The sequence below is a fragment of the Nocardiopsis eucommiae genome, from assembly GCF_965344335.1.
GTDB lineage: Bacteria > Actinomycetota > Actinomycetes > Streptosporangiales > Streptosporangiaceae > Nocardiopsis > Nocardiopsis eucommiae.
Map to the genome: position 1 here is coordinate 88,248 of NZ_CBDRIY010000020.1, position 18,154 is coordinate 106,401.

The window sequence follows — 18,154 nt, forward strand, 5'->3', positions numbered from 1 at the left end:
GCCCCCGTTCAGCTGACGGGCAGTGCGGCGAGCGCACCGCCCCCGCCCTCGGGGACCTGGAGGAGGGCGGGACCGCCGGGGAGCGCGGCCACCGGGATCCGGTCCGCGACCTCCGTGGGGAGCTCGGCGGGGACGTCCCCGGTGGCGGCGTCGACCGCGCGACCGGTCCCGCCCTCGGGGACGTCCGTGTAGAGGGTGCCGCCGACCAGACCGGCGAGGCGTTCGCCCGGGCGGGCGGGCAGCTCCCAGACCGGCGCGGGCTCCGTGGCGGCCAGGCCGTACAGCCGGGCCTCCCCTCCTGCGGCCGGGGTGCCGAGGACCACCGTGCGGCCCCGGCCGTCTCCGAGCAGGCGGGGGCGGGTGCCGGGGTCGAGGGTCAGCAGGCGTGCGCCGGTCCGCAGGTGGTGCACCGTGTACAGCAGCGCGTCCCGGGCCTCTTCCCCGCGCTCGGCGGGGTCCGCCGTCCACTCCAGGACCACGGCGGAGCTGGAGTCGCTGGAGGGCCGGGGCCCGTACCCGGCCGCGACCGGACGGTCGCCGAGCGGGTCCGGGACCGCGAGGTCGGCGTGGGTCCACAACCCCTCCCCGCCGGGGCCGACGGCACGTAGCGCGCCGTCCCGGTGCAGCAGCAGCGTGCCGTGGTGTTCGTGCAGGACGGCGTCCCCGTCGTCCTCGTCCGCGACCACCTCCCCCGTGGTCGCCGCCAGCGCCGTCCTCGGGCCGGTCTCCTCGCTCATGACGCTGCCCGCCACGGCGGCGAACACCAGGCCGGGTCCGACCAGCGTCCCGGGCACCTCGGTCGGCCCCCACCGGAGTTCGCCGGTGTCGGGGTCGTGGGCGGAGGCAGTGGTCACGTGGGCGAGGACACCGCCGTCCGGGTCGGGTTCGCGGTCCAGCAGCACGACGAACTCGTCCCCGCCCTCCTCCGCTCGCGCGACCGTGAACCCGGTGCAGCTCGGGTCCCGTTCCGTGGCCCAGCGGGTGACCCCGTCCCGGTCCACGCCCAGGAAGTGCAGCGGGCCGCCGGCCCTCTCCTGGGACACCCCCACGAAGGAGGAGCCCGCCGCCCTGGGCTCGGAGGAGAAGGGCGCCGTCCACAGGGGCGGCCCCTCCACCGGGTGCGGGAGGGAGCCGGTGACGCTCGGCGGGGGCGCCGCCGGGGTGTCGCGCGGTTCCACGCCGGACGTTCCGCCCTGTCGGGGAGCGCAGGCCACCGCCAGGAGGAGGGCCGCCAGGGGTGCCGCGAGGACGGCGGTCCGCATCGTGCGGGGCCGCGCACTACTCCGCACGCCCGGGCGCCCGTCCGGGGTTCGGGGAGTCGTGCCTCCCGGCTCCTGCTTCCCCGGCCCCGTGTTCCCCGGCCGGGTGCTTCCCGGCTCCGACCTCTTCGGTGTCCTCCACCGCCGCGTTCCCGCCCCCGCCGGTCTCCTCCCCGTCGTGGTTCCGGCGCCGCGAACGGAGGGCGGCGACCGCGACCAGGGCGACCACCAGGGCCAGCGCCACCAGGGCGACCAGGTCGGTGCTGGTCCCGAGTCGTGCGAACTCCCCTTGGGCGCGGTCGGCGGTCTCCGCCATCCAGCCGGCACCGGGGAGGGTCATCGAGGCGGTGCCGTCGAAGGCCACGAACAGCACGCCGATCCCCACGAACAGGCCGCCGGACAGCAGCGCCGTCGTGTGCGTGCGGAGCGGGCCCAGTTCGACGACGCGGCCACGCAGCCAGCGCCGTCCGCCCAGGTCGAAGTGGTCCCAGAGCAGCGCCAGGAAGAACATCGGCAGGACCATGCCCAGCGCGTAGGCGGCCATCAGGAACATGCCCCGGACGGGGGTCCCGGTCGCCGCGACGGTGAGCACCGCGCCGAGGATCGGACCGGAACAGAACCCGGCCAGCCCGTAGACGGCGCCCAGCCCCAGGACGGACAGGTTGCCCCGGCCTCCGGCGAACCGGCTCTGCGCCCGCGCCAGGACGCCCCAGGTGAAGCCGAGCCCGAGGATCTGCGCGACGCCGAAGGCGATGATCAGGCCGCCCGCCACCGAGATGAGCAGGTCGCGGTGCCCGTGGAAGAGGACGCTCACCATGGCCGAACCCGCGCCGAGCGGCACCAGGGTCAGGCAGAGCCCCACGTAGAAGACGCCCGTGCGCAGCAGGAGCCGCCCGGTGTCCCGGAAGGCGTAGGCGAAGAACGAGGGCAGGAGCAGGGCGCTGCACGGGCTGAGCAGCGCCAGCAGCCCGCCGAGGATCGCGGCGACGAATCCGATGTCCACTGCGGTCACTCCCCGGCCGCGGCGAGCGCGGTGTCCACGCTCTTCACGAACACGTCCAGGGGCTGCGCGCCCATGATCGGGTCGCCGTTGACGATGAAGGCCGGGGTGGCGCTCACGCCGATCTGCTGGCCCTCCACGAAGTCGTGGCCGACCTCGATGCTGGTCCGCTCGGCGTCCAGGTCCTCCTGGAACCGGTCGGCGTCGAGCCCGAGGTCCGCGACGATGCCGTCGAGGACCGCGTCGGGGTCGTCGGCGGACTTGAGCTCGTCCTGCTGGGCGAACACGGCCTCCTGGTACTCCCAGAACGCCTCCTGCTTCCCGGCGGCGGCCGCCCCGAGGGAGAGGGTGGTGGACAGGTCGCCCAGGTAGGGGAACTCCCGCCACTCGATCCGCAGGTCACCGGAGTCCACGTAGCGCTCGACCAGCTCCGGCTGGGTCTCCTGTGCCCAGGAGGCGCAGTAGGGGCAGGCGAAGTCCGAGTAGGCGACCAGGACCACGGGAGCGTCCTCGCTGCCCAGGGCCATCGGGTCGTCGGCGTTACGGCGGGCCAGGGCCTGCCCCCACTCGCGCTGTTCGGCGTCGACGTGGTCGACCGCCGAGGCCGCCTCGGGGGTCCCCTGCTCCCCTTCGCCCCCCTCCATACGTAGTCCGATGACCACGGCGACCACCAGGGCGACCGTGACGGCCCCGCCGATGAGCAGCGGCGACATCCCGCCCCTGCCGGTCCTCTCGCGTGGGTCCGCTCCCCTGGCCCTCTGGCCCCCGCGGTCCGCGTCCTGTGGTGTCCTGGCTTCCTTCGGCATGCCGCTCCCCCGTTTTCTATGGCAGATAGAGAGTACTCTATGCTCCATAGAAACAACGTCGGGGCATGCCGGTACACCGCCCCCGCCCACTCTCCCGGAAGGACGGACCATGCGCGACTGGGGAATCCGCCAGTGGGCGACCGCCGCGGCCGGGACCGCGCTCACGCTGCTGGTCCTCGGCCTGCCCGCCGTGCTCATCCCCAACGGGATCTTCGCTCGTGAGATCGAACCCACCTGGTGGTCCCACCCCGTGTGGGTGGCCGCCTCCGTGCTGTCCGGTCTGCTCCTGGCCACGTACACCCGCCCGGTCCCGGAGGGCTCCGACGGACCGGGCGGCGGACGCGGCCTCGGCGGCGGGCTGCTCGCCTGGTTCGCGATCGGCTGCCCGGTCTGTAACAAGATCGTCCTGCTGGCGCTGGGTACCAGTGGCGCGATGGCCTGGTTCGCGCCGCTCCAGCCGTTCCTCGCCGCCGCCGGGATCGTCCTGCTGGTCGTGGCCCTGCGTGCCCGGCTCCGCGCGAACGCCTCCTGCCCGCTCCCGACCTCGGCCCGAGGTTCGCGCGGGTCCGATTAGCCGGGGCCTCCAGCGGAAATGGAGGGGGGACGTGGGAACGGAACCACACGCGCCGGAGCCGTGAGGCCGCCGGGGCGGGAGGTAGGAGGGACCATGACCGGCAACAGAGGAGTCGTCTACCAGGGCCCGGGCAGGGTCGAGGTCGAGGACATCGCGTACCCGGACTTCGTCCTGCGGGACGGACCCGGCGTCAACCCGGCGAACGTGGGGCGCGAGGTCCCCCACGGCGTGATCCTGAAGGTCGTCGCCACCAACATCTGCGGCAGTGACCAGCACATGGTCCGGGGCCGCACCACCGCGCCCCAGGGGCTGGTCCTGGGACACGAGATCACCGGCGAGGTGGTCGAGCGGGGCCCCGACGTCGAGTTCGTCCAGGTGGGCGACCTCGTCTCGGTCCCCTTCAACATCGCGTGCGGGCGCTGTGTGAACTGCAAGGCCCGGCACACGGAGATCTGTCTCAACGTCAACCCGGACCGCCCCGGCTCCGCCTACGGCTACGTCGACATGGGCGGCTGGGTCGGCGGACAGGCCCAGTACGCGCTCGTGCCCTACGCCGACTGGAACCTGCTGAGGTTTCCCGACCGCGACCAGGCCTTGGAGCGGATCATGGACCTCACGATGCTCTCGGACATCTTCCCGACCGGCTACCACGGGTGCGTGAGCGCCGGAGTGGGCGTGGGTTCCACGGTCTACGTGGCCGGAGCCGGACCCGTCGGGCTCGCGGCGGCGGCCTCGGCCCAGCTGCTGGGCGCGGCGGTGGTGATCGTCGGCGACCTCAACGAGGACCGGCTCGCCCAGGCGCGCGGGTTCGGCTGCGAGACCGTCAACGTCGCCGAGGGCGACCCCGGCGACCAGATCGAGCAGCTGCTCGGTGTTCCGGCCGTGGACTGCGCCGTGGACGCCGTCGGGTTCGAGGCGCACGGGACCGGCGACCAGGCCGCCAAGGAGGCACCCGCGAGCGTCCTGAACACGGCGATGGACGTCACCAAGGCGGGCGGCGCCATCGGCATCCCGGGCCTGTACGTGACGGGCGACCCGGGCGCCGCCGACGAGGCCGCGAAGGTCGGTTCGCTGTCGATCCGGTTCGGGCTCGGCTGGTCGAAGTCGCACGCCTTCTTCACCGGCCAGTGCCCGGTGATGAAGTACCACCGGGAACTGATGGCCGCGATCCTCAACGACCGCGTCCGGATCGCGGACGCCGTCAACGCCGTCGCCATCCCGCTGGAGGACGCGCCCGAGGGGTACCAGTCCTTCGACAAGGGGGCCGCGAGCAAGTACGTGCTCGACCCGAACGGCTACCTGGGCACCGGCTGACCGCGCCGCGAACGGGTCGTGGGCCCGGCTCGCGGACCACCGCTCTCCGGTCGTCCACCGGAGAGCGGGACTACTCCCCGGTGATCAGCCGGGACACGTAGAGCACCGCCCCGGCGGCGAGGGCGGCGACGCCCATCGAGGCCACGAGCGAGGTCAGGCCGAGGATCACCCCCTCCAGGGCGACCCAGGACTCCAGGAAGTCCCGGACGGGGGTCCGTGACAGCACGAACACACCCATGAAAACGACGAACGCGATGATCGGGGAGAGTTTGTCCACCCGTTCATTATGCGAGGGGCGCGCCGGTCCCCGCGCCCGGTCCGCCCTCACCCCCAAGTGTGACCGTTCACCCGAAAGCGACGGTGTCTTCCCAGGTGGACATGGTTCGTCCGGACTTGTGAGCGGGTACCACCCGACTGTGACCGGCCTGGGGGAGGCCGGTCGTCGAACCGTCGGGAGTACGCATGCGCGCCACCATCGGAGACCAGCTGCACACTCACGGGGTCACCAGTTCCCGGGGGGAGCACGAGGCGGAGATCATCGACGTCCTCGGGGCGGACGACGGTCCGCCCTACCTCGTCCGCTTCGCCGACGGTGAGGAGCGGGTGGTCTACCCGGGCCCCCGGACCGTGGTGCACCCCCGTACCCCGAGCGACTGACGAGGAGGACCCCTCCGGCCCGAGTGCAGGTCGGGCCGGAGGGGTCGGTTCCGGGGCGGGAGGGGCGGGGCCGCCTACTCCCGGGTGACGGCCTCCTCGGTGGCGGCGGTGACCCGCCAGACCTTCCCGTTGGCCTTGGACAGCAGGTACAGGCCGCCTTCGGCGTCCTGACCGAACCGCAGGTCCACCCGGGTGTCGCCCGCCAGTTCGCGCATGTCCGTGGGCTGACCGGCCGCGTCCACCAGACCCACCTCGTAGAACGGCGCCCGGTCACCGCCCCGGACCATCTCGGCCGTGTCCGCGAACCTGATCTCGCCGCTGACGATGTCACCGAAGAGGTACCGGCCCTCCAGGACCGGGTACGGGCCGCCCCTCGGGACGAACCCGCCGACCAGTGACACCCCGGAGTTCCGTCCGAGGGAGACCACCGGATAGGTGTAGCCGTTCTCCGCGTCGTCCTCCGGCAGCGGGTAGACGTTGGACGGATCGGACCGGTCGAAGCGGAACCCGCCCTCCCGCTCGTTCCAGCCGAAGTCGTCACCCGGCCTGAGCTCGTAGACGGAGTCGATCGACTGCTCACCGATCATCCCGACGAACATGCGCCCGTCCTCCGGGTCCCAGGTGAACCGGTGCGGGTTGCGCATGCCGAGGCCGTGGACCTCACCCAGGGCGTCCGGGTCGCCCACGAATGGGTTGTCGGGTGGGATGCCGTAGGTGCCGCCGGGCCCGTCGTCCCCCTCGGGGTCGATCCGCAGGACCTTCCCCTGCGGCTGGCCGGGGTCCAGCGGGTTCGGGCGGAAGTCGGGCACCTCGTCCCCGTCACCGGAGGCGACGTAGAGCAGCCCGTGGTCGGGGTCGCCCGGCGCGGCGGTCGGGTCGAAGCCGATCTGCTGCATCCCGTGCAGGAAGCGGCTGTACCCGATCCGCAGGACCTCACGACGTTCACCGGCGAAGACGTCGGCGGCCGGATCGTCGGCGGTCCACTCCGTGACCACACCGTGCACCCGTGTGTCCTCGGGCGGCTCGTGCGTGGGCGTCCGGGTCTCCAGGGCCCGACCGGCCTCGGTGTGCACCGTGTAGAAGCGGCCGTTGTCCGCGAACCCGGGGTGGAAGGCGACGAAGCCCAGCCCGGTGCCGAGGGAGGGCCGGATGACGAAGTCGGGGAACGCGTCACCGGCGTTGAGGTACTCGGTGGCCGCGCCGGTCTCCTCGTCCACCAGGTACAGCGGGCCGTTGAGGTCGGGAACGGCCAGACGCCCCGATCCCCCGTCCGGCCCGGGAACCTCCGAGACGAAGTTGATCCGCGCGCCGCCGTCGCCGTCGGTCTCGGGAAGCCGGGTGAGCTCCTCCACCTGGAGCGTGACCCCGGAGGGCAGCGGTGTCTCGGGGATCGGGGTCTCCACCGGCCCCTCACCGTCGTCCACGACCTCGCAGTCACCCGCGTCGCCGCTGGGCACGCGCAGGTTCGCGCTGTGCCGGTCCACGGCGACGTCGTCCACGAGCAGGCGTCCGGCGCTGTCCGCCCCGTTGAGGGCGAGGAACCGGTCCAGACCGTCCTCGACCGAGGAGCGCAGGGCGAACTCGGCCTCCTCCCCCACCGGCAGCCGGGTGGTGGTGCGGTACGGGCCGCCCCTGCTGTAGGCGCGCACGGTGTCGGCGTCGTTGTCGACCACCATCCACACGCACTGCCACGTACCGGACGGCCAGGATCCGGCCTCGGCGAAGGAGTCGCCGTCCCGGACGTTGAGCATGTCGGAGTTCTGGACGTTGGCCTGCGCCCGCATGTCGTCGAAGCCGCCGGGGTCGGCCACCTCGGTCAGACCCAGGGAGGTGTCGAGGTCGGCGTCCCGGTGCACGCGGAAGAACAGCGTTCCGGTCGCCCCGTCCGCGATCTCCGGCACCGCACGGTCGGCGGCCAGGCCGTCGCCGGTCATCTCCACGACCTGGCGGGGATCCGGCCCCGTGGGGTCCGCCACGACCCGCACGTCGGCGTCGGCGCGCCACCCGTCCTGACCGTCGAGCGCGGTCGCCTCGTAGGCGTCGAAGTCGACCACCTCGGCGTACTCCGGTGCGGGGTTGGCCGTGGAGTCCGCGTCCGGGGCCAGGTGGATGTTGTCGAGGTGGGTGTCGCCCGAGGGCGGCTCGTCGGCGTCGTTGAGCAGCAGGAACGTGCGGAGATCCGCCTCCCCCGCGGTCCGGAAGGCGAACTCGGTGTCGCCGTCCGGGCCCCGGGCCGGTACGGGGTCTCCGCCCGCGACCGCGACGTGCACCCGGTAGGTGTCGGCCGCGTTGTCCACGACCAGCCACACCGCGTACCGCTCGCCGTCGGTGATCTCCGTGTCGAGGACCCGTTCCCCGGCCCCGTCCCGGGCCACGAGGCCCCGTTCGTCCAGGGTGACGTGCGGGCCGAAGTCGTCCGGGTCGAAGGGGTTGCCCGTGGTGTCGGCGCCCAGCCCGGGAGTGGGGTTGGCGCTCAGCCCGATGTCGAGCCCGGTGGCCGCGAGGTCGTCCGCGACGAACTCCCAGAAGACGGTGCCCGTGGCGTCCGCCTCCACGGCGAGGTCACCGAGTTCGGCATAGGCGTTGCCCCGGTACCGGACCGGCTCGGGGCGTTCGGACAGCAGGACGCTCATGGCCTTGCCGGAGAGCGAGGCCGGTGCCTCCTCCGAGACGACCGCGCCGTCCGGGGCTCCGGGGGTGTTGACGTGCCAGGGACCCTGGCCGCGCAGGCTGCCGTTGGCGTAGTCGTCGAAGACCGCCAGGGGCCGGAAGCCGTCGGCCACCGCGTCGGGCGGACCGGCGAGGGTGCCCTCCGCCGCCGTGACGGGTGCCGCCGACATGAGCGAGGCGAGGAGTGCGCAGGCCGTGGTCGCCGCCGCGATCCTCGGTACGGGTGGCCTGGGTGGTCTCGGACGGGGGGACACGGGATCGGCGCCTCGCATCGTCGGTTCTCCTTCGGGGGGTGACGGAGCGTGCTCGGCCGGGGTGCGGCGCCGGTCCGTGACGCCGGGGGGGTGGGGGTCCGGTGCCGATCCCCCGGGAGGTCGGCACCGGACGGGTCAGGCCCGCCCTGCGGGCGGGGTGAGGTGGGGGGAGATGACCTCACCGAAGGCGCGGACGCAGTCCCGGACCACGTCCGCGAAGGGCGCGTCCCACACCCGCTGGTGGAACACCTCGATCTCGACGTCCCCGCGGTACCCGGTCGCCTCCACCGCGCGGGTCAGGGACGCGAAGTCGACATGGCCCTCTCCCGGCAGCCCCCGGCCCAGGAGCGCGCCCTCGGGAATCGGGGTGAGCCAGTCGCACACCTGGTAGGAGACGATCCGCCCCTCCGCCCCGGCCCGCGCGATCATCGGCAGCACCTGCGGGTCCCACCACACGTGGTAGGTGTCCACGACCACCCCGACCGTCTCCGGATCGAGGTCAGCGACCAGGTCGAGGGCCTGTCCGAGGGTGGAGACCACCGCGCGGTCGGCGCAGAACATGGGGTGCATGGGTTCGACGCCCAGCCGCACCCCGCGTGCCCGGGCCTCCGGCGCGAGGCGGCGCAGCGCCGCCCGTACCCGCTCCCGGGCCGCCGCGAGGTCCCGGTCCCCGGGCGGCAACCCGCCGAGGACCAGTACGAGCACCGGCGCCGAACCCGGGGCCCCGGCCTCGGCCAGCGCGGCGGTCTCGTCCAGCGCCCGGAGGTTCTCCTTCCACTGGTCGTCGGCCGTGCCGGGGTCCGTGACGAACCCGCCCCGGCACAGGCTGGAGAAGCGGAGCCCGGAGTCGGCCAGACGGGCGGCGGCCTCGGGCAGGCCCGCCTCCGCGACCCGGTCGCGCCACAGTCCCACCGCCCCGACCCCGGCGGCCACGGCGTGGTCGATCGTGGCCGCCAGGTCGGCCCGCTTGATGGTGGCCTGGTTGAGCGAGAACCGCTCGGTGTCCGTCCGCACGGCGCTCACGTCCGCCCCTTCCTCTCCTCGGTCACACCGTGTGTCAGCAGCAGGTTCCGCCACCTCCGCGCGGCGAGCGCGGGGTCCGCGAGGGCGCCGCACGCGTCGGCCAGTTCGATCACTCGGGACAGGTGCGGCAGACTCCGGGCCGAGTGCAGCCCGCCCACCATCGACCACCCCGGCTGGAGCCCGTTGAGCCAGGCCAGGAAGGCCACCCCGGTCTTGTAGTACTGGGTGGGCGGCGCGAAGACCTGCCGGGACAGTTCCTCGGTGGGTCCGAGCACCCGCCGGTAGGCGGCGGTGTCACCGGCCTCCAGGGCGGTGAGCGCCGCCGACGCCTGGGGGGTGACGGCGGCGAAGGCGCCCAACAGGGCGTCGGAGTGGTGTTCGCCGTCTCCGAGGATCAGGTCCACGTAGTTGTAGTCGTCGCCGGTGTACATGCGGACCCCGTCCGGCAGCCGGGAGCGCAGCGAGCGCTCGGCCGCCGCGTCCAGCAGGGAGAGCTTGATCCCGGCGATGCGGTCGGCGTGGTCCTCGATGAGGTCCACCACGGTGTCCATGGCCTCGGCCGTGTCCCGCGACCCGAAGTACCCGGCGAGGCGGGCGTCGAAGGCCTCGCCCAACCAGTGCAGGACCACCGGGGTCCGTGCTGCCCCAAGCACCTCGGCGTAGACCTTCGCGTAGTCGGCGGCGTCGCGGGCCGCCGCCGCTAGGTGCCTGCTGGCCATGAGCACGACCCCCGAACCGGTGGACTCCACGTGCTCGAGCTGGGACCGGTAAGCGCTTACCACCCGGTCGAGACTGACCGGGGCGTCCGGGAGCTGGTCGGTGTTGACGCCTGAGACGACGAGGTCCCGGGTGGGGACACCGTGCTCCCGGCCGAACTCCGTGGCGGCGCGGGCCGTGCGCTCCACCAGTTCACGGGTGGCGGCGTAGTCCAGCCCCATGTTCCGCTGGGCGGTGTCCATCGCCTCCGCGACCCCGAGGCCCAGGCCCCACACCCGTCGGCGGAACCCCAGGGTGGATTCCCAGTCCACCTCGGCGGGGGCACCGGGGACGTTGGCCCCCCAGGGCACCGGCACCACGTGGGCGGCGGCGTACACCGACCGCACCCGGTGGTGTCCGCGCGGCGGGACCGGCTCCGGCGCGGCCGCGAGGTCCAGCTGGTCGACGCGGCCCGAGGCGCGCGGCAGCAGCACTCGTGGCGCGGTGGCGGGGTCGGCGGAATCCTCGGCCGCGTCCCCGGGGGTGGCTCCCGTCATGACCGCGCCTCCGCGTTCGTGCCGAGGGCGATCCGCCGACCCGTGGCGGCGGATTCCAGGCCCCGCTCCGCGAGCAGCACCCCGCGCGCGGCCGACGCGAAGTCGAACCGGTGCGGCCGTCCAGCGACGAGGTCGCGCAGGTACTCCTCCCACTGCGCGCGGAACCCGTTGCCGAACTCCGCGTTGTCGGGCACCCGGCTCCAGTCCGCCCGGTAGTCGTGGGCGTCCGCGAGGTCGGGGTTCCACACCGGCCGGGGCGTCGTCTCGCGGGTCTGCACCCGCCCGTTGAACAGCCCCACCACCGCCGAGCCGTGCGTGCCGTCCACCTGGAACTCCACCAGTTCGTCGCGGTCCACCCGCACGCACCAGCTGGAGTTCATCTGCACCACGGTGCCCTCGCCCACCTCGAAGATCGCGTACGCGGCGTCGTCGGCGGTCGCGGCGTACGAGGCGCCGTGCTCGTCGACGCGCTCCGGGATGTGCGTGGCGGTGTGCGCGTACACCGAGCGCACCGGCCCGAAGAGGTGCTCGAAGACGTAGTTCCAGTGCGGGAACATGTCCACCACGATCCCGCCGCCGTCCTCCTTGCGGTAGTTCCAGCTGGGCCGCTGGGCGGGCTGCCACCCGCCCTCGAACACCCAGTAGCCGAACTCGCCGCGCACCGAGAGGACCCGCCCGAAGAAGCCGGAGTCGACCAGCCGCCTCAGCTTGAGCAGTCCCGGCAGGTAGAGCTTGTCGTGCACCACACCGTTGTGCAGGCCCGCGCGCTCGACCTCCCGGGCCAGTTCCTCGGCCTCCGCGTGGGTCTCGGCGGTCGGCTTCTCGCTGTAGATCGCCTTCCCCGCCGCGATGGCCCTGCGCAGGGCGGGGACCCTGGCGCTGGTGAGCAGGAAGTCCGCGTAGACGCCCAGCCCGTCGTCGGACAGCGCCGCGTCGAGGTCGGTCGTGTACTCCTCGACATCGTGCCGCAGGGCGATGCGGTCGAGCTTCTCCTTGTCGCGCCCCACGAGGACGGGGCGGATCGGCACCCGGGAGCCGTCGGGCAGGGCGAGCCCGCCCTCGTCCCGGATGGCCAGAATGGACCGCACCAGGTGCTGGCGGTAGCCCATGCGGCCGGTGACGCCGTTGAGGATGATCCCGATCGTCTGTGTCGTCATGTCGTGCAGGTCCTGTCCAGTTGCGGTCGGTCGACCGTGGCTCGGGGTCAGTCGGCGGTGGCGGTGGAGCCCAGGAGCTCGCGGATCCTGGCGGTCACGCGCTGGAACTCGGGGTTCTCCAGGGTGGGTTCGTACTCGCGGTGGCCGTGGATGGCGATGTCGAACTCCTCGATCACGCGGCCGGGGCGCGGCCCCATGACCACGGAGCGGGACGCCAGGTACACGGCCTCGGCCACCGAGTGCGTCACCAGGACCACCGTCATACCGGTGTCCTCCCAGATCCGGCGGAGTTCCACGTTCATGTTCTCCCTGGTCAACGCATCGAGAGCGCCGAAGGGCTCGTCCATGAGCAGCACGTCGGGTTCGTGCAGGAGGGCGCGGCACAGGGAGACCCGCTGCTGCATGCCGCCGGACAGCTCGAAGGGCATGGCCTTCTCGAAGCCGGTGAGGCCGGTCATCTCCATGAGCTCGTCGGTACGCCTGCGCGCCCACGCCTTGGGCAGCCCGCGCATCTCGGCCTGGAAGAGGATGTTGTCGCGGGCGTTGCGCCAGTCCAGGAGCGCGGCCCGCTGGAAGACGAACCCGACGTCGCGGCGGGGACCCTCCACGGGTGTCCCTCGCAGGGTCACCCCGCCCGCGCTGGTCGCGGTGAGCCCGGCGATCACCCGCAGCAGCGTGGACTTCCCGCAACCGGAGGGGCCCGCGATACTGAGGAACTCGCCGTGCTGGATGGTGAGGTCGATGCCGCTGAGCGCGTGCACCGTACGGTCTTTGGTCCGGAAGGTGACGTCGACCCCGTGGATGTCGACCATCGGTCCCTGCTCCGCGGGCGGCCCGGAACCGGCTCCGTCCCGGGCGCGGTCGGCTGTTCTGGCGAACATGCTCACTGCCCTTCCGTGGTGAAGGAGGCGTCGAAGTACGTGCTGGTCTCCTTGGCCTCGTTGATCAGCCCGGCCTCGGCGAGGACCTCGATGGTCCCCCGCCAGTCGTCCTCGGAGGTGTGGCCCGGCTCCAGGCCCTCGCTGTTCTCGGTGTGGAGCAGCTCGATGGTGCCCTGCCACTGCTCCAGGAGCACCTCGCCGCTGGGCATCTGCGGGTTCTGGCCCTCCATGGACGCGACCGCGTCCTCCGGCGACTCCTGTGCGGCGGTGAAGGCCGCCGTGGTCGCCGTGACCATGCGCTGGACCAGGTCGGGGTCGTCCGCGATCGTGGAGCTGTGGGCGAGCAGCCCGTTGCTGAAGAAGCTCAGCCCGGCGTCGGAGTAGCGCAGGTAGTTGACCTCCTTGCCGCTCTCGGCGGAGATCTTGGGGCCCTGGTCGTGGCCGAAGCCGATGAGCGCGTCCACCTGGCCGGAGATCAGCGCCGCGTTCTTGCCCGCCGAGTCGAGGTTCTGCTGCTCGACGTCGTCCTCGGACAGGCCCACGGCCTCCAGGTACAGGGGGAAGGTGAGGGTGACCGCGTCACCGGCGGAGACCGCGATGGTCCTGCCCCGGAGGTCGTCCGGCCCCGAGATGTCGGTCTCGGCGAAGTACTGCACGGCGGCGGGGGTGGACTGGAGGTAGACGCCGACCGAGCGCACGTCCACGCCCTCGTCCACGTTGGCGAGCAGCGCGGGGGTGTCGGCCCAGCCGAAGTCGAAGTCCTGCTGGCCGACGGCCTGCACGGTCCGGGCGGAGCCCTGCCCCGCCTCGATGGTGAGGTCGATCCCGTGCTCCTCGAAGATCCCCTCCTCCACGCCGTAGTAGAAGGGCGCGTGTTCGCCGTAGGGGTACCAGTTGAGCTGCAACGTCACCGCGTCGGTGTCGCCGCTCCCGCCGGTCTCGCCGTCCCCGCCGCCGCAGGCGACGAGGGCCAGGGCGCTCGCCCCGGCGACGAGGGCGGTCAGGGCCGGGCGTGAGGGGGTGCCGTACCGCGCGGTGCGGGAGTTTCGAGAGGCCATGAGGGGTCCTTCGGGAGTTCCGGGTACTGCTGGGGAGGCACGGAGGCCAGGGTGGCCCGGGGTCCGGGCTTTCGGTGTTCGGAGGGGGGTGCGGGCCCGGGGTCCGCGCGAGGGGCGCGGACGCGGGGTCGGAGCGGCTCAGCCCCGGTTGCGGCGCGAGGCGTGCCAGGGGATGAGGAGCGTCTCCGCGACCTGGATGATCGCGAACAGCAGGACGCCCAGCGCGGACATGATGATCAGCGCGGCGAAGAGCATGGCGGTGTCGATGTTGCCGTTCGCCTGGAGGATGACGAAGCCCAGACCGGAGTTGGCTCCGACGAACTCGCCCACGACGGCGCCGGTGACAGCGAGGGTCGCGGCGACCTTGAGGCCGGACAGCAGTTCGGGCAGGGCCGCCGGGAAGCGGACCTTCCAGAAGGTCTTGATCCGGGACGCGCCCATGGTGGAGGTGAGTTCGAGGAGTTCGGGGTCGACCGACCGCAGGCCGCTGATCCCGGAGATGACCACCGGGAAGAAGGCCATGAGCACGGCCACGAGGACCTTCGGGCTGGCGCCGAAGCCGAGCCACACCACGAACAGCGGCGCGATCGCGATCTTCGGGATGACCTGGGCGAAGAGGATCAGCGGATAGAAGGTCTTCTCCAGTGTGGGCGAGTAGACCATCAGCACCGCGACGAGGACGCCGACCACCGCCGCGATGACGAACCCGGCGAGGGTCTCCCCCGTGGTGACGAGCGTGTGGCCCCACAGGTACTCGGGGTTGTCGGTAAACGCTTTCCACGTGTCGACGGGCGAGGGGATGATGTAGGGCTGGACCAGGCCCGTGGTCGTGACCGCGAACCAGGCCACCACCAGCAGCGCGAGGAACGTGGCGGGGTACAGGGCCACCGCCCCGAGCGAGGGGCGACGTCCACGCCGCGTCCCCGCGGTGGCCTGCGTGGGCGAGGGGGCTGGGGCGGGCTGAGTCTGTGGAGTCATACGGACCTCGTGTCGCACTTCGGGGGATGGCGGAAGAAGCCTCGGCTATGATGGAAAGCGCTTACCCAGATGATCCGGAAGCGGGATAGCGCTTTCCCGTTTCCGGAATATTAAGTTCGCGTAGGTGGGGTGTCAATGCCCCCACGAGGGACGGGACGGAAAATGCGCAAGACGAGGACCAGGGCATCCAGCGGAAACCCGACCCTCACCGACGTGGCCGCACGGGCCGGGGTGTCCCTGGCGACGGCCTCCCGGGTACTCAACGAGAGCGACCGCAAGGTCGGCCGCGAACACCGCGAGCGGGTCCTGAGCGCCGCCCGCGAACTCGACTACCGGACGGATCTGTCCGCGCAGGCCATGGCCCGGGGCAACGCTCCGGTGCTCGCCCTGCTCGTCAGCAGTATCGACGACCCGTACTTCTCCGCCCTGGCCGCCGGGGTCGCTGACTCCGCCCGCGACCACGGGGTGATCGTGACCATCGCCATCACGGCGCGCGACAGCGAGCGGGAGCTCACCTCCGTCCGGACGATCCGGGGGCAGCGGCCCCGGGCCATCCTCGTCGGCGGCAGCCGCATCGCGGGCAACCCCCACACGGACGCGCTGCTCGCGGAACTGCGGGGATTCGCGGACGGAGGCGGCCGAACCCTCTTCCTCAGCCAGCCGGTGGGCGGCCTCGGCGCGGTGCACCCCGCCAACACCGCCGGGGCCAGGGAGCTCGGGACCGCGATCGCCGGGATCGGGTACCGCGAGGCCGCGATGGTCACGGGCGCGGAATCCCTGGAGACCGTGGCGGAGCGGACGGAGGGCCTGCGGCAGGGGCTCGCGACCCGGGGCGGGGGGATCTCCGTGGTCGAGAACGACTCCTTCGACCGCTCCGGCGGCTACCGCGCCACCCTCCGGCTCATCCGGTCGGGTCGGATCAGGGACGTCGACGTGTTGTGCGCGGGCAACGACTTCATGGCGGTCGGCGCGATGACCGCCCTGCGCGACAACGGCATCCAGCCGGGCCGGGACGTCGCCGTCACGGGGTTCAACGACATCGAGACCGCGGCCGACGTCACCCCGCAGCTCACGACCGTGCGGTTCCCGCTCGCCGCGATAGGGCGCCGGGCCGCCGACCTCGCCCTGGACCCCGGGGCCCCGCTCACGGAGGACGTCTCCGTGCCGGGCCAGGTCATCCTGCGCGACTCCTGCCCGCCCCTCGGGGGGTGAGCCCGCCCGGAGTCCCACCGCCCGGGGGCCTACCCGGGAGCCGGTCCGGAGGAGTCGCGGACGACCAGTTCGGTGCGCACGGTCAGGGCCCCACCGGGCGGATCCTCCCGGGCGCCGAGCGCGAGCAGGCCGCTGGTGCGACCCGCGTCGGCCAGCGGGATGCGCACGGTGGTCAGCGCGGGAACGGCGTCACGGCTGAACGGGAGGTCGTCGAACCCGGCCACCGAGACGTCCCCAGGCACGTCCAGTCCGCGCGAGCGGAGTTCCGCGAGGGCGCCGAGCGCCGCGTTGTCGTTGCCCGCTACCACCGCCGTGAGACCGGGTGCGCGGCGCAGGAGCTCCGCCACCCCGGCCCGCCCCGACTCCCGGTCGAAGTCGCAGGTCACCACGGGGCAGCTCTCCTCGGACAGGCCCGCGTCGGCCAAGGCCCGGAGGTGGCCGTCCAACCGCAGCCGCGAGGTGGTCCGGTGTTCCGGCCCGGTGAGGTAGCCGATCCCCCGGTGCCCCGACGCGACCAAATGCGCGGTGAGCTCGCGGGCCCCCTCGCCGTTGTCGAAGTCGACCGCGACCACCCCCGGTAGCCGCGCGCCGTCGTGGCCGGTCAGGGGCGGTCGGCCGCACAGGACGACGCGGGATCCGGCGGACGTGAACTCGGTGACCTGGTCGAGGAGGGCGGCGCGGTGTCCGGGGTCGTTGACCGACCCCCCGGTGAGCACCACGGCCCTGGCCCGCTGTCTGCGCAGGAGCCGGAGGTAGCGCAGCTCCCGTTCGGCGGAGCTGGCGGTGTTGCACACGACGGCCAGGACGTCGCCCTCGGCCATGGCGTCCTGGATACCGCTGGCGATCACCCCGAAGAACGGGTCCGCGACGTCGTGCACCAGGACACCGATCAGGTCGGAGCTGGCCGCCGCCAGGGCGCGGGCGTTGCCGTTGACCACGTAGTCCAGCTCGGCGACGGCCCGGTGGACCCGTTCCGCCGTCGCCCGGGCCACGGGGTAGTTGCCGTTGAGGACCCGGGACACCGTCGCCGGTGACACCCCGGCCCGCCGCGCCACGTCAGCGAGTGTGGTGGCCATCTCCGCCCTGCTCCCCCGTTCCCGGAACCTCCCGACCGCGCTGCCGCCAGCGCCGTCCGGGGAGGCGTTCCCAGCAGTATGGCGAAGTTCCCCGTCCGGTGCAGGCGGGAATCGAGTGCCCCTGGGGACCTTGACAGCCAGCGGGGACCGAACGTACTTTCTCGGCATAGAAAGCGCTTTCCCCCACGCGTCCCGGGAGCCGCGGTGAACCCGTTTCCCCAGCCAGCCAGCACTGACGCACCGACACCGCCGCCACACGACCTCCCCGCGCTGCCCGGAGGGATCGGACTGTCCGGGCTGCGCGTCTACGACTGGCCCGCCGCGCCGGGGTCCGACGGCCTGTGCGGCGGCACCCCCCACCTCCACCTGGCCTGCACCGAGGCGTACGCGGTCACCGGCGGTTCGGGGGCCGTGCAGACCCTGACCATGTCGGGCTTCGCGTCCACGCCGCTCACCGAGGGCGACCTCCTCTGGTTCACCCCCGGGACCGTGCACCGCCTGATCAACCACGGTGACCTGCGCATGATCGTCCTCATGCAGAACGCGGGCCTGCCCGAGGCCGGCGACGCCGTCCTCACCTTCCCCTTCGAGGTCCTGGCCGACCCGGCCGCCTACGCGAGGGCGGCGGCCCTCGACCCCGCCGACCCCGAGGGCTCGGCACGTGAGCGGCGCGAACTCGCCGTGTCCGGCTTCACCCGACTGCGGAACCGCCTGGAATCGGGCGACACCTCCGCGCTGACCGACCTCCACACCGCCGCCCTGCGCCTGGTCTCCGCCCGCCTGCCCGACTGGCGGACCCGGTTCGAGCGCGGACCGGCCGCCGAGGTCGCCCGCACCGCCGCCCACCTCGACGCGCTCGCGGAGGGCGACGCCTCCCACCTGGCCTCGGCGTCCGTCCACCGGGGCGGGTCCGTCCCGGCCTGGGGCATGTGCGGGCGCCTCGACAAGTACGAGAGAACCGAGCGCACCGAGTGACGCGGGG

17 protein-coding genes are annotated in these 18,154 nt (G+C 72.9%); 5 read left to right on the plus strand and 12 right to left on the minus strand.

Going from position 1 to position 18,154, the window contains the following annotated elements:
- Nucleotides 1-8: 8 nt before the first annotated feature.
- From ACRWK8_RS15025 to ACRWK8_RS15035, 3 genes are read right to left on the minus strand one after another with little or no spacing between them, the layout of a single operon-like run.
- Nucleotides 9-1,262, minus strand: coding sequence for a PQQ-binding-like beta-propeller repeat protein (locus ACRWK8_RS15025; protein ID WP_431870988.1), 1,254 nt, complete (start codon nucleotides 1,260-1,262; stop codon nucleotides 9-11).
- 16 nt (nucleotides 1,263-1,278) lie between these two features.
- Nucleotides 1,279-2,262 carry a cytochrome c biogenesis CcdA family protein gene (locus ACRWK8_RS15030; RefSeq protein WP_431870990.1) on the minus strand — a complete coding sequence of 328 codons (984 nt, stop codon included), beginning with the start codon at nucleotides 2,260-2,262 and terminating at the stop codon, nucleotides 1,279-1,281.
- A gap of 5 nt (nucleotides 2,263-2,267) precedes the next feature.
- A complete protein-coding gene (locus tag ACRWK8_RS15035) occupies nucleotides 2,268-2,972 on the minus strand; it encodes a DsbA family protein (protein WP_378737864.1) in 705 nt (234 codons plus the stop codon).
- A gap of 202 nt (nucleotides 2,973-3,174) precedes the next feature.
- Between ACRWK8_RS15035 and ACRWK8_RS15040 the strand changes: the two genes are divergently transcribed.
- Both ACRWK8_RS15040 and fdhA read left to right on the plus strand, forming a co-directional pair.
- Nucleotides 3,175-3,639: a hypothetical protein gene (locus tag ACRWK8_RS15040; RefSeq protein WP_378737866.1), complete on the plus strand. Its 465-nt coding sequence runs from the start codon at nucleotides 3,175-3,177 to the stop codon at nucleotides 3,637-3,639.
- A 93-nt stretch (nucleotides 3,640-3,732) separates the two neighbouring features.
- Nucleotides 3,733-4,953: a formaldehyde dehydrogenase, glutathione-independent gene (gene fdhA / locus ACRWK8_RS15045; RefSeq protein WP_378737868.1), complete on the plus strand. Its 1,221-nt coding sequence runs from the start codon at nucleotides 3,733-3,735 to the stop codon at nucleotides 4,951-4,953.
- A gap of 70 nt (nucleotides 4,954-5,023) precedes the next feature.
- Here fdhA and ACRWK8_RS15050 read toward each other — a convergent pair whose 3' ends face one another.
- Nucleotides 5,024-5,230 (minus strand): hypothetical protein, encoded by a 207-nt coding sequence (locus ACRWK8_RS15050; RefSeq protein ID WP_431870993.1) that lies wholly within the window; start codon nucleotides 5,228-5,230, stop codon nucleotides 5,024-5,026.
- Between the two features lie 185 nt (nucleotides 5,231-5,415).
- Between ACRWK8_RS15050 and ACRWK8_RS15055 the strand changes: the two genes are divergently transcribed.
- Entirely contained in the window at nucleotides 5,416-5,610 is a 195-nt protein-coding gene (locus tag ACRWK8_RS15055) for a DUF1918 domain-containing protein (protein WP_378737872.1), read from the plus strand.
- 74 nt (nucleotides 5,611-5,684) lie between these two features.
- Here ACRWK8_RS15055 and ACRWK8_RS15060 read toward each other — a convergent pair whose 3' ends face one another.
- The 7 genes from ACRWK8_RS15060 to ACRWK8_RS15090 form a co-directional block, all read right to left on the minus strand.
- The gene (locus tag ACRWK8_RS15060) at nucleotides 5,685-8,450 is read right to left on the minus strand and encodes a PQQ-dependent sugar dehydrogenase (RefSeq protein ID WP_431870995.1); all 2,766 of its coding nucleotides are present in this window, start codon (nucleotides 8,448-8,450) and stop codon (nucleotides 5,685-5,687) included.
- 219 nt (nucleotides 8,451-8,669) lie between these two features.
- The gene (locus ACRWK8_RS15065) at nucleotides 8,670-9,557 is read right to left on the minus strand and encodes a sugar phosphate isomerase/epimerase family protein (RefSeq protein ID WP_431870997.1); all 888 of its coding nucleotides are present in this window, start codon (nucleotides 9,555-9,557) and stop codon (nucleotides 8,670-8,672) included.
- Entirely contained in the window at nucleotides 9,554-10,810 is a 1,257-nt protein-coding gene (locus ACRWK8_RS15070) for a dihydrodipicolinate synthase family protein (protein ID WP_431870999.1), read from the minus strand. Before ACRWK8_RS15070 ends, ACRWK8_RS15065 begins: the two co-directional genes overlap by 4 nt.
- On the minus strand, nucleotides 10,807-11,967 hold the full coding sequence (locus tag ACRWK8_RS15075) for a Gfo/Idh/MocA family protein (RefSeq protein WP_378737880.1): 1,161 nt from the start codon (nucleotides 11,965-11,967) through the stop codon (nucleotides 10,807-10,809). Before ACRWK8_RS15075 ends, ACRWK8_RS15070 begins: the two co-directional genes overlap by 4 nt.
- 47 nt (nucleotides 11,968-12,014) lie before the next feature.
- On the minus strand, nucleotides 12,015-12,848 hold the full coding sequence (locus tag ACRWK8_RS15080) for an ABC transporter ATP-binding protein (RefSeq protein ID WP_431871002.1): 834 nt from the start codon (nucleotides 12,846-12,848) through the stop codon (nucleotides 12,015-12,017).
- Between the two features lie 2 nt (nucleotides 12,849-12,850).
- The gene (locus ACRWK8_RS15085; protein WP_378737884.1) at nucleotides 12,851-13,906 is read right to left on the minus strand and encodes an ABC transporter substrate-binding protein; all 1,056 of its coding nucleotides are present in this window, start codon (nucleotides 13,904-13,906) and stop codon (nucleotides 12,851-12,853) included.
- A gap of 138 nt (nucleotides 13,907-14,044) precedes the next feature.
- Nucleotides 14,045-14,794, minus strand: a complete 750-nt coding sequence (locus ACRWK8_RS15090) for an ABC transporter permease (RefSeq protein WP_378737886.1) — start codon at nucleotides 14,792-14,794, stop codon at nucleotides 14,045-14,047.
- 252 nt (nucleotides 14,795-15,046) lie between these two features.
- Between ACRWK8_RS15090 and ACRWK8_RS15095 the strand changes: the two genes are divergently transcribed.
- Nucleotides 15,047-16,096 (plus strand): LacI family DNA-binding transcriptional regulator, encoded by a 1,050-nt coding sequence (locus tag ACRWK8_RS15095; RefSeq protein ID WP_431871005.1) that lies wholly within the window; start codon nucleotides 15,047-15,049, stop codon nucleotides 16,094-16,096.
- Nucleotides 16,097-16,125: 29 nt separating this feature from the next.
- On the opposite strand, the gene ACRWK8_RS15100 is transcribed toward ACRWK8_RS15095, so the two are convergent.
- Nucleotides 16,126-17,172 (minus strand): LacI family DNA-binding transcriptional regulator, encoded by a 1,047-nt coding sequence (locus ACRWK8_RS15100; protein ID WP_431871007.1) that lies wholly within the window; start codon nucleotides 17,170-17,172, stop codon nucleotides 16,126-16,128.
- Between the two features lie 204 nt (nucleotides 17,173-17,376).
- Between ACRWK8_RS15100 and ACRWK8_RS15105 the strand changes: the two genes are divergently transcribed.
- Nucleotides 17,377-18,147, plus strand: coding sequence for a cupin domain-containing protein (locus ACRWK8_RS15105; protein ID WP_431871009.1), 771 nt, complete (start codon nucleotides 17,377-17,379; stop codon nucleotides 18,145-18,147).
- Nucleotides 18,148-18,154 lie beyond the last annotated feature (7 nt).